The sequence below is a fragment of the Massilia sp. P2_C2 genome, from assembly GCF_056404615.1.
The window spans coordinates 26,124-36,605 of the sequence record NZ_JBFUDR010000023.1; the positions used below are offsets into that span (position 1 = coordinate 26,124).

The window sequence follows — 10,482 nt, forward strand, 5'->3', positions numbered from 1 at the left end:
CATGGACAAGAAACGCAACGCCCCGCAATGGCATGGCGCGCAGATGGAGTTCAGCGGCAGCATGAGCTACGGCGACTACCTGTGCCTGGACAAAATCCTGTCGGCCCAGCACCCGCGCTCGCCGAACCACAACGAGATGCTGTTCATCATCCAGCACCAGACGAGCGAGCTGTGGATCAAGCTGATGCTGCACGAACTGCAGGCCGTGCGCGCCCACATCCGCGCCGGCGACCTGCCGCCCGCTTTCAAAATGCTGGCGCGGGTGGCGCGCATCATGGACCAGCTGGTCCACGCCTGGGACGTGCTGGCGACGATGACCCCGCCGGAGTACAGCGCGATCCGCCCCTACCTGGCATCGTCCTCGGGTTTCCAGTCGTTCCAGTACCGCGAACTGGAATTCATCCTGGGGAACAAGAACGCCGACATGCTGGCCGTGCACAAGGCATCGCCCGAACACCATGAACTGCTCGAACGCGAACTGCACGCGCCATCGATCTACGACGAGGCCGTGCGCCTGCTGGACCGCTCCGGCCTCGCCATCGCCCCAGGCCGCCTGGACACCGATCCGACGCGGCCGACCGTCCACGACGATTCCGTGATGGCGGCCTGGCTCGAGGTCTACCGCGATCCCGAGCACCACTGGACCCTGTACGAACTGGCCGAGAAGCTGGTCGACCTGGAGACGGCGTTCCGCTTCTGGCGCTTCCGCCACGTGTCGACCGTGGAGCGCATCATCGGCTTCAAGCCGGGCACGGGCGGCACGGCGGGCGTCAGCTACCTGCGCAAGATGCTGGACGTGGTGCTGTTTCCGGAGCTGTTCGCGCTGCGGACGGCGTTATAGTCGCGCGTCATCGTAGAATGGTCGGCATCATCACAAGGAGTGGACATGAAGTGCGACATCCTCACGCTGGCCGGCCTGTGGAACTCGGGCCCGCAGCACTGGCAGACCCACTGGGAACGTAAATACCCGGCGTGGACGCGGGTGCCGCACCGCGACTGGAACAATCCCGACCGCGACGAATGGGTGGCCGAACTGGACGCCGCCATCGCCCATTGCGAAGGCCGCCCGATTCTCGTGGCGCACAGCCTCGCCTGCTTGCTGGTGGCGCAGTGGGCAGCCTCAGGCTCCAGGCTGAAGGTGGCCGGTGCCTTCCTCGTCGCGCCGAGCGACGTCGAGGCGCCGTCGTACCCGATAGCCGCCAACGGCTTCCGGCCGATCCCGCTGGCGCCGCTCCCGTTCCCGTCCATCGTCGTCGCCAGCAGCAACGACGAATACGTGTCCCCGGCGCGGGCGCGCGCGTTCGCCGCGGCGTGGGGCAGCCAGCTGGTAGAGATCGGCCCGGCGGGCCACATCAACGGCGGCAGCGGCTACGGGCCCTGGCCTGAGGGCGAGGCGCTGCTCGACGAATTCTGCCGCGACCTGAACCCCTGACCCCAAGGATTGGCACGATGATTGCGCGGGCCGGCGCGCTCGATGCGCGCTTCTCCCTCTACCTCGACCTGGCGCGCGCGTGCGCCGCGCTGGCCGTCGTGGTGGCGCATTTCCGCTATTTCCGCATCCTCGACGATGCCCAGATCGCCCTCGTCCCCGACTTCGGAAGGGTGGCGGTGATCGCGTTCTTCGTGCTGTCCGGCTTCGTGATCGCCTACAGCGCCGAACACAAGAACCTCACCGCGCGCAGCTATGTCGTGGCCCGCGCGGCGCGCCTGTACTCCGTCGCACTGCCGGTGCTGATCCTGGCGTTCATCCTGGCCACGAGCGTGCACGGCCTGCTGGACATGCCGGTCGACGAGGCATACCAGTTGCGCCGCCCCTGGCTGTACGTGCCGTTCCACCTGGCCTTCCTGGGCGACGCATGGCATTTCGTCGAACGCCCGCCCTGGCTGGTTCCGTACTGGTCGCTCAATTACGAAGCGTGGTACTACGTCCTGTTCGGCGTCGTCCACTTCCTGCGCGGCCGCCGCCGCTGGCTCGCCACCGGTGTCGTGCTGGCCCTCGTCGGCCCGCGCCTGTGGCTGCTGTTGCCCGTGTGGCTGTCCGGCGTCGCGCTGTACCGTTACCAGTCGCGCCTGACGTTCGGGGCGGGCATCGCGCGCGCGGGCTGGTTGCTTTCCGTTGTCCTCATCGGCCTGTGGGGCTGGTCCGATCCGGAGACGTATCTGCGCGGCGTCGCCACCGGCCTGTGGCCTTTCCCCGGCATCCGCATGGGCAGCGCCGACCGCGTGCTGGCCGACTATGTCGTCATGCTGCTCATCCTGGTAAATTTTGCCTGCGCCCGCGAGGCCAGGTTCGACGGCCTGCTGCGCCTGGCCCGGCCGATCCGCTTCGTGGCCGGGCACACGTTCACGCTGTACCTGTCGCACGCCGTCGTGATCGGCCTGTGGCAGGCGGTGTTCCCGGTCGAGCGTGGCGCGGCGCACGAGATCTTTGCCATCGGCACCGCGATCGCACTCACGGCGCTGGTCCTGAATCCGCTTACGGAGGTGTTGCAGCGGGTGCTGAGGCGTGTGTTCAATGCCGGGCTGGCGCTGGGGGCGCGGGTACGGGCCTGAACGCCTGCGCGCCCGTGTCGGCATCTTGCTGGCATTGTCGGTTAGTTGCAATCATCTGGATGTGTGAGTATGTGCGTATTTGCGATTCTGCAATTGCGCTATCCTGTGCAGTTTCATACCATCCATTTCCATTTCTCCAAGTGAAAACCGTTTTCCTGACGCACGTGCACCGACGGGTGCCTGCGCTGCTTGGCAAAGCACTGCTCGCGGGCGCCTTCGTCTGCATGCCCGGCGGCACGCAAGCCGCCACCGAACCCGGATTCTCCGACGACATACGGACACAAATCGTGCAAGGCTTGCATCGCGAGCTGGCCAGGGCCTTCGCGCTCGACAAGCAGCTTGCGCTCGATCCCGCCTTGCGCGCCGCAGCGGAGAAGATCGCCGAGGAACACCTGGCACGCATCGACAAACTGTTTCCCGCCTGGGTGGACGAGGAGCGCGTCCACCAGTCCGAAGCCGGCAAGCCGCCACCGTCGGGATACGTGTCCTACGCCGTTTATGCGCGGATGCTCAATGAACTGTCGTTATGGCAGCTTGAACCCGGCGACGCTCACTACGAGGCCGCAACCCTGACCGCGCTACGCAACGGACCCAGTGTCTGCGAACTCGAAGGCGATACCCATTTCACCGATTTTGCGAGCCGCATCCTGCGCATCCAGGCCCTGCCCGCGGCGGAACGCGAGGCGATGCTGGAGGGCGAACGCCAGCTGCTGGCCCACTGGGGACAACCGCGTGCCAATCCTCCACCCTGGCCCGATCCGCTGCCGCAGCAGGCCGCCTATGCACTGCTCGAGCGCGGCCCGGCCGATGCCGCCCACCCGAGGCTCGCGCTGCCGCCCTTGGTGGCATATGCCGTGCTCGGCAACGATAAGGACTATGCCGCCCTGGAGCCCATGGAACGTTGCATGCTTCAGCAGTGGTGGCTGCGCGAAAGCCTGCGCCAGGGCGTCGCACCGGCCGCCGCACTGAACGCTTTCCGTTACGGCACGATGCTGACCGCCGTCGACCGCATCGGCAACGCCTGGGACAAGCCGGGCACGGCGAACGTCAAGGATCCCGCTGGCCGGCCGCCCTATCCAGTCATCGCCAGGAGCTTCATGGCAACCGGCGTCACGACCGTGAACGTACGGCTGGATGCCGACGGCAAACCGCTGGACGCGGCCGTCATCGGCCGCAAGGTCGTCGTGCCCGGCATCCGCGGCGTGCGCCCGGTCGCGTTCGAAAACGTCTTCGATGCCGCGACCGTGAAATTTGCGACGGACGAAGCCCGCCATTACAAAAAGCCGTCCGATAACGCGCCGAACAAATTGCAGATGAGCTGGAGCCTGGACGACGACGATAAAAAAACCGACGCGCCGAAAGGAGCCAAGCAATGATGCCGGCTTCACGATTATCGCGTGCGCTGTTACGCCAACTGGCAGCCTGCACCCTGGCCGCCGTGGCCGGTGCAGCCATGCCGGGCCTGTCCCGCGCGGAAACGCCGGCGCTGACGACGGAGACCATGAAATCCTTCGTGAAGGGCGATTTCGCCGCACTGGATAAAGAAAACGAACGCCTCAAGCACGGCACACAACTCCACCCCGAAGGCGCATCGGACGTCGAATATTTCCGCAATGGCCTGAGTGCCATGATCTCCAAAAAATCCGGCCACGACGAACGGTATCTGCGCGAACTCGAGGCGCTTACCCTGCAATGGGCGACCGAGCACCCGCAGTCGTCACTGGCCCACATCCTGTATGCGTGGACCCTGAAGGCGCATGCGTGGTCGTATCGCGGCGGCGGCTACGCCAAGGACGTGCCCCCCGAAGCATGGGCAGACTTCCACAACGGCCTGCAGCGCGCCGCCAGGTATCTGCAGGATCATGCGGACGTCGCCTTGACGGACTCGTCCGCCTATGACCTGTTGCTGGATATCGGCAACGGCCTGGACTGGGATATCGAGACACTCAAGGCAATCCAGCAGGAGGGCCTGAAGCGCAACCCGAACGATATCGAGCTGTACTTCGACATGCTGAATCCGCTGTTGCCGAAATGGCACGGCAATGCAAGGATGCTGGACGACTACATCCGCGAGGTCACGAAACAGACGCAGGCCGTCTATGGCACGGGCATGTATGGGCGGCTGTACGCGCTGGCTGCCCAGAAGGAGTTCGGCCACGCGTTGTTCGAGGACAGCCTCGCCGACTGGCCCACGATGAAAAAGAGCTACGACGACATGCTGGCCCGTTTTCCCAGTTCCGGCCGTCTCAACCGCTACGCCTACTTTGCATGCCTGGCCAAGGATCGGCCCACGCTGGGGGCGCTGCTGGAGAAGATCGGCAAGAAGATCGACGTCTCGCTGTGGGGCCCCAACTCGCAGCGCAGCCTGGAATCCTGCCAGCGCGGGGCCAAGGAATCCCCGACCGACAGCAAGGACGAGCCGAAGCCCGACAAAAAAGGCCGGGCAAGCCCGGCCTCCCTGTAGCAATGCCGCCGGCGCTTATTTGGCGCCGGTCGCCAGCAGCATCTCGTTGAGACGCTTCACGAACGCCGCCGGATCCGCCAGGTTGCCGCCCTCGGCCAGCATGGCCTGGTCGAACAGGATGTGCGCCCAGTCGGCGAAGCGCGGGCTCGCGGCGTCCTCGTACTTCAGGCGCGTGACGAGCGGGTGGTTCGGGTTGATCTCGAGGATGGGCTTCGACTCCGGCGCGTTCTGGCCGGCCGCCTTCAGCATGCGCACAAGGTTCGCGGACAGTTCATGCTCGTCCGCCACGAGGCAGGCCGGCGAATCGATCAGGCGGAAGGTGACGCGCACGTCCTTCGCCTTGTCGGCAAGCGCGCCCTTCATCTTCTCGACGAGGTCCTTGTACTGCGTTTCAGTTTCCTCGTGCTCCTTTTTCTCGGCCTCGTCCTCCAGCTTGCCCAGGTCCAGGCCGCCCTTGGCGACGGACACCAGTTCCTTGCCGTCGAAGTCGTTCAGGAACGACAGCATCCATTCGTCCACGCGGTCGGTCAGCAGCAGCACTTCGACGCCCTTCTTGCGGAAGATTTCCAGGTGCGGGCTGTTGTTCGCGGCGTTGTAATTATCAGCCGTGACGTAGTAGATCTTGTCCTGGCCTTCCTTCATGCGGCCGATGTAGTCGGCGAAGGAGACGGTCTGCTCCGCGGAATCCGTGTGCGTGGAAGCGAAGCGCAGCAACTTGGCGATGCGGTCCTTGTTGGTGGCATCCTCGCCGATGCCCTCCTTCAGCACCTGGCCGAATTCCTTCCAGAAGGTCACATATTTGTCTTTACCTTCCTGCTCCTCGCTGTTGGCCATCTCCTCGAGCATGCCCAGCACGCGCCTGGTCGAGCCTTCGCGGATCACGCGCACGTCGCGCGACTCCTGCAGGATCTCGCGCGAGACGTTCAGCGGCAGGTCGTTCGAATCGATCACGCCCTTCACGAAGCGCAGGTAGATCGGCATCAGCTGCTCGGCGTCGTCCATGATGAAGACGCGCTTCACGTACAGCTTGATGCCGCCGCGCTTGTTGCGGTCCCACAGGTCGAACGGCGCGTGGCCCGGCACGTACAGCAGTTGCGTGTATTCGCTGCGGCCTTCGACGCGGTTGTGCGTGTACGCGAGCGGCGGCTGGAAGTCGTGCGAGACGTGCTTGTAGAATTCCTCGTACTGCTCTTTCGTGATGTCGGATTTCGAGCGGGCCCACAGCGCGGACGCCTGGTTGACGGTCTCGAAGTCGTCGAGGGCGACGGTTTCCTTCTTCTCTTCGTCCCACTCTTCCTTCTTCATCAGGATCGGCAGGGAGATGTGGTCGGAGTACTTGCGGATGATGGACTTCAGCTTCCACGACGACAGCAGTTCGTCCTCGCCTTCGCGCAGGTGCAGGATGATGTCGGTGCCGCGATTCGTCTTCTCGATCTGCTCGATGGTGTAATCGCCCTCGCCCGTCGATTCCCAGCGCACGCCGGCGGCTGCGTCCGCGCCCGCGCGGCGGGTCTCGACGGTGACGCGATCGGCCACGATGAAGGCCGAGTAGAAGCCCACGCCGAACTGGCCGATCAGCGCGGCGTCGGCCTGCTGGTCGCCCGACAGCCTGCTGAAGAATTCCTTGGTACCGGACTTGGCGATCGTGCCCAGGTGCGAGATCGCCTCGTCGCGGCTCATGCCGATGCCGTTGTCGGAAATGGTGATCGTGCGGGCCGCCTTGTCGAACAGGACCTTGATCTTCAGCTCATGGTCGTTGCCGTACAGGCTGTCGTGGTTGATCGCTTCGAAGCGCAGCTTGTCGGCCGCGTCGGATGCGTTGGAAATCAGTTCACGCAGGAAAATCTCCTTGTTGGAATACAAGGAGTGGATCATCAGTTGCAGCAGCTGTTTGACTTCTGCTTGGAACCCAAGGGTTTCTTTTTCGGCTACAGCCATCTTATTTCCTCGTTGCTAACAGGGGTGGACAGACCGGATCGATATTGGGATAACGCCAAGGATTTCAAGAGCCTTTTTGCCGGACCGCATTTTTACTCGTTCTTAACATAAGGAAACTTTGTACATACGCTAATTTTCTCGACTTTTTGACGACGTCGGCATAACGTGACGCTCCGTCGAAATATTTTTGCGCGGGCGTGTCGAAACCGTGGAAGCCCGATCGTCGTACGGATAGCGGCGCCGGTCATTACCGAAGCCGCCGACCATTTACCCGAACAGGAGAACATCATGACCCAGCAAGTGCGTCCCATCCCCGAAGGCTTCCATACCATCACCCCGCACCTCGTCTGCAGCGGCGCGGCCGACGCGCTGACGTTCTACAAGCAGGCGTTCGGCGCCGTCGAGACGAGCCGCATGCCCGGCCCGGACGGCAAGATCATGCATGCCCAGATGCGCATCGGCGACTCGCTGTTCATGCTGGCCGACGATTTTCCGGACTATGGCAGCGTCGGTCCGCTGGCCCTGAAGAACACGCCCGTCTACATCCACCTGTATGTCGAGGACGTCGACGCCCTGTACGCACAGGCCGTGGAAGCGGGCGCCAAGCCCATCATGCAGGTGGCCGACATGTTCTGGGGCGACCGCTACGGCCAGCTCGAAGACCCGTTCGGCCACCGCTGGTCGATCGCCACCCACAAGCGCGACATGACGCCCGAGCAGATGCGCGAAGAGATGCAGAAATCGATGGCCATGGGCCAGGGCTGCGAAGGAGCACAGCAATGAAATTCATCGTCATCGTCAAGGCCAGCGAGGCCTCCGAAGCCGGCGTGATGCCGAGCGAAAAACTGTTCGCGGACATGGGCCGGTTCAACGAGGAACTGGTCAAGGCCGGCGTCATGCTCGCGGGCGAAGGCCTGCATCCCAGTTCCAAAGGCGCCCGCATCCGTTTCAACGGCGACCAGCGCACCGTCATCGACGGCCCGTTCGCCGAGACGAAGGAACTCGTGGCCGGCTTCTGGATGATCGAGGTCAGCTCGAAGGAAGAAGCCATCGAGTGGTTCAAGCGCTGCCCGAATCCGCACGAAGGCGTCGAGAGCGAAATCGAGATCCGCCAGGTGTTCGGTCCCGACGACTTCGGTGCGGAATTCACGCCCGAACTGCGCGAGCAGGAAGACCGCCTGCGCGAGCAGATGGCTGCACGCTGAGGAGCCGGTCATGCAGTTCATGCTCATCCGCACCGACAACGATGCGCGCGCCGCGGCGGCCGATCCGCAGGCCGTGCTGGACGACCTGCTGCGCCGGCTGCCGTCCGGCCAGCCGGCCGACGCCGATATGTCGGGCGTCGCTACGCCCCGCCCCCCTGCGCTCGCGCTGGCCTTCGTCCCGGATGCCGCAGCGCGGCGCCTGAAGCTGTGGCCCGGCGGCGAGGCCGTGACGGCCGGGCCGTTCCCGGCCGCAGAGCGCCTGCCGGCCGGCTTCGCCGTATTCGAGGCCCCCTCGCGCGCCGCCGCGCTGGCGTGGCTGCGCGACCTGGGCCTCGCCCCGGCCGACGGCACCGTCACGCTGGAATTGCGCGAGACTGGCTGCCCCGGCGGCTGTGCCGGCATCCCGCCCGGCGCGGCTGGCGACGACACGTGTTACGCCATCCTGCTGCGCTCCGACGCCGCCACCGAGCGCGACAACATCCCGGCGCAGGAAAAGCTCGACCGCCTGAACGCGTTCAACGCCGTCCACGCGGCGGCGGGCACGCTGCTGGCCGGCGACGGCCTGAAGTCCACGGCGCGCGGCGCGCGCGTGCGCGCGGCGAACGGCAGCGCCAACGTGATCGACGGCCCGTTCGCGGAAGCCAAGGAATTGATCGCCGGCTTCTGGATGATCCGCGCGCCCTCGATCGATGCCGCACTGGACTGGGCGCGCACGCTGCCCTATCCGACCGGCCCGGAGGTCGAGGTCGAGATCCGTCCCGTGGCCGCGATTGCGCCCATCCTTGCGCCGCTGGCGACGCCTGCGTCGCCGGCCGAAGCGGCCGCGCGGCTGCGCGAGGAAGCCAGCGTACGCGCCGAACAGCTGGACGCCGCCCTGCGCGCCGAACTGGCGCCGCAGGCGGCGTGGAACCGGCCGTGACGTCCACTTGCGCGCGGGGATGCGCATGACGGACGCCGCGGGCAAGGTCGTCGACGCCGTATGGCGCATGGAGTCGGCGCGCATCGTCGGTGCGCTGACCCGCATGCTGCGCGACCTGGGCCGGGCCGAGGAACTCGCCCAGGACGCGCTGCTGGAAGCGCTGGAGCGCTGGCCGGCGGACGGCGTGCCGGACCGTCCCGGCGCCTGGCTGATGCAGGTGGCCAAGCGGCGCGCCCTCGACCACCTGCGCCACCATGCGATGCACGCCAGCAAGGAAGGCGAGCTGAGCTGGGAAATGGACAATTTGCTGGCCGACGGCGGCAGCTTCCGCGATCCCGCCGAACTGGCCACGCTCGCGCAGGAAGCGGCCGATATCGACGACGACGTGCTGCGCCTGATCTTCGTGTGCTGCCACCCGGTGCTGTCGGCCGAGGCGCGCGCGGCGCTGGCGCTGAAGCTGCTGGGCGGCCTGGCGACCGGCGAAATCGCCCGCGCCTTCCTCGTACCGGAAGCGACGGTGGCGCAGCGCATCGTGCGCGCCAAGCGCACGCTGGCGGAGGCGCGCGTGCCGTTCGAGGTGCCGCGCGGCGAGGCGCTGAAGCCGCGCCTCGCGTCCGTGCTGCAGGTGATCTACCTGATCTACAACGAAGGCTATTCCGCGAGCGCGGGCAACGAGTGGCTGCGCCCCACCCTGTGCCGCGAGGCGCTGCGCCTGGGCCGCGTGCTGGCGGAACTGATGCCGGACGAAGGCGAGGTGCACGGCCTCGTCGCGCTGATGGAAATCCAGTCCTCGCGCGAGCGCGCCCGCACGGGACCGGACGGCGCACCGATCCTGCTGATGGACCAGGACCGCTCGCGCTGGGACCGGCTGCTGATCGGCCGCGGCCTCGCGGCGCTGGAGCGGGCCGGCCGCCTGGGTGCCCTCGGGCCGTATGCGCTGCAGGCCGCCATCGCCGCCTGCCACGCACGGGCGCTGACGCCGGAAGCGACGGACTGGGCCCGCATCGCCGCCCTGTACGACGCGCTGGCCCAGTTGATGCCGTCGCCCGTCGTGGAACTGAACCGCGCCGTCGCGCTGGGCATGGCCTATGGCCCGCAAGCGGGCCTCGCCCTCGCCGACACCTTGCTGGACGTGCCGGCGCTGCGCAACTACCACCTGCTGCCCAGCGTGCGCGGCGACCTGCTGGCGAAGCTGGGCCGGCACGCGGACGCGCAGGCCGAATTCGAACGGGCCGCGGGCCTGACGCAAAACGAGCGCGAGCGTGCGCTGCTGCTGGAGCGGGCGCGGGCGAGCGCACTGGCCGCCGGATAGGTAGGGTGGGCGTTTGAGGCCGGGGGCCTCAAACGAAACGTGCCCACGCGTAACGCCAACGAACCGCAAACGTCACGCGTGGGCACAGGGG

10 protein-coding genes are annotated in these 10,482 nt (G+C 66.2%); 9 read left to right on the top strand and 1 reads right to left on the bottom strand.

The genetic code is table 11. The annotated features are described in order from the left end of the window. Position 1 precedes the first annotated feature (1 nt). The 5 genes from kynA to AC1DYX_RS04775 all read left to right on the top strand — a co-directional run bounded on the left by kynA (position 2) and on the right by AC1DYX_RS04775 (position 5,017). On the top strand, positions 2 to 841 hold the full coding sequence (gene kynA, locus AC1DYX_RS04755) for a tryptophan 2,3-dioxygenase (protein ID WP_477256792.1): 840 nt from the start codon (positions 2 to 4) through the stop codon (positions 839 to 841). 45 nt (positions 842 to 886) lie between these two features. Beyond that, a complete protein-coding gene (locus tag AC1DYX_RS04760; protein WP_477256794.1) occupies positions 887 to 1,432 on the top strand; it encodes an RBBP9/YdeN family alpha/beta hydrolase in 546 nt (181 codons plus the stop codon). 17 nt (positions 1,433 to 1,449) lie between these two features. Continuing rightward, positions 1,450 to 2,553, top strand: a complete 1,104-nt coding sequence (locus AC1DYX_RS04765) for an acyltransferase family protein (RefSeq protein ID WP_477256796.1) — start codon at positions 1,450 to 1,452, stop codon at positions 2,551 to 2,553. 71 nt (positions 2,554 to 2,624) lie between these two features. Further along, positions 2,625 to 3,929 (top strand): hypothetical protein, encoded by a 1,305-nt coding sequence (locus tag AC1DYX_RS04770; protein WP_477256798.1) that lies wholly within the window; start codon positions 2,625 to 2,627, stop codon positions 3,927 to 3,929. Then, positions 3,926 to 5,017 carry a DUF4034 domain-containing protein gene (locus AC1DYX_RS04775; RefSeq protein ID WP_477256800.1) on the top strand — a complete coding sequence of 364 codons (1,092 nt, stop codon included), beginning with the start codon at positions 3,926 to 3,928 and terminating at the stop codon, positions 5,015 to 5,017. The genes AC1DYX_RS04770 and AC1DYX_RS04775 overlap by 4 nt, the downstream gene beginning before the upstream one ends. A gap of 15 nt (positions 5,018 to 5,032) precedes the next feature. Here AC1DYX_RS04775 and htpG read toward each other — a convergent pair whose 3' ends face one another. Next, positions 5,033 to 6,955, bottom strand: a complete 1,923-nt coding sequence (htpG, locus tag AC1DYX_RS04780) for a molecular chaperone HtpG (RefSeq protein WP_477256802.1) — start codon at positions 6,953 to 6,955, stop codon at positions 5,033 to 5,035. 288 nt (positions 6,956 to 7,243) lie between these two features. Here htpG and AC1DYX_RS04785 point away from each other — a divergent pair, with 288 nt between their 5' ends. The 4 genes from AC1DYX_RS04785 to AC1DYX_RS04800 are packed head-to-tail and all read left to right on the top strand — an operon-like array spanning position 7,244 to position 10,391. Next, positions 7,244 to 7,738: a VOC family protein gene (locus AC1DYX_RS04785; RefSeq protein ID WP_477256804.1), complete on the top strand. Its 495-nt coding sequence runs from the start codon at positions 7,244 to 7,246 to the stop codon at positions 7,736 to 7,738. Beyond that, positions 7,735 to 8,160 carry a YciI family protein gene (locus AC1DYX_RS04790; RefSeq protein ID WP_477256806.1) on the top strand — a complete coding sequence of 142 codons (426 nt, stop codon included), beginning with the start codon at positions 7,735 to 7,737 and terminating at the stop codon, positions 8,158 to 8,160. The genes AC1DYX_RS04785 and AC1DYX_RS04790 overlap by 4 nt, the downstream gene beginning before the upstream one ends. A 10-nt stretch (positions 8,161 to 8,170) precedes the next feature. After that, a complete protein-coding gene (locus tag AC1DYX_RS04795; RefSeq protein ID WP_477256808.1) occupies positions 8,171 to 9,079 on the top strand; it encodes a YciI family protein in 909 nt (302 codons plus the stop codon). Positions 9,080 to 9,104: 25 nt separating this feature from the next. Then, a complete protein-coding gene (locus AC1DYX_RS04800) occupies positions 9,105 to 10,391 on the top strand; it encodes an RNA polymerase sigma factor (RefSeq protein ID WP_477256810.1) in 1,287 nt (428 codons plus the stop codon). Positions 10,392 to 10,482 lie beyond the last annotated feature (91 nt).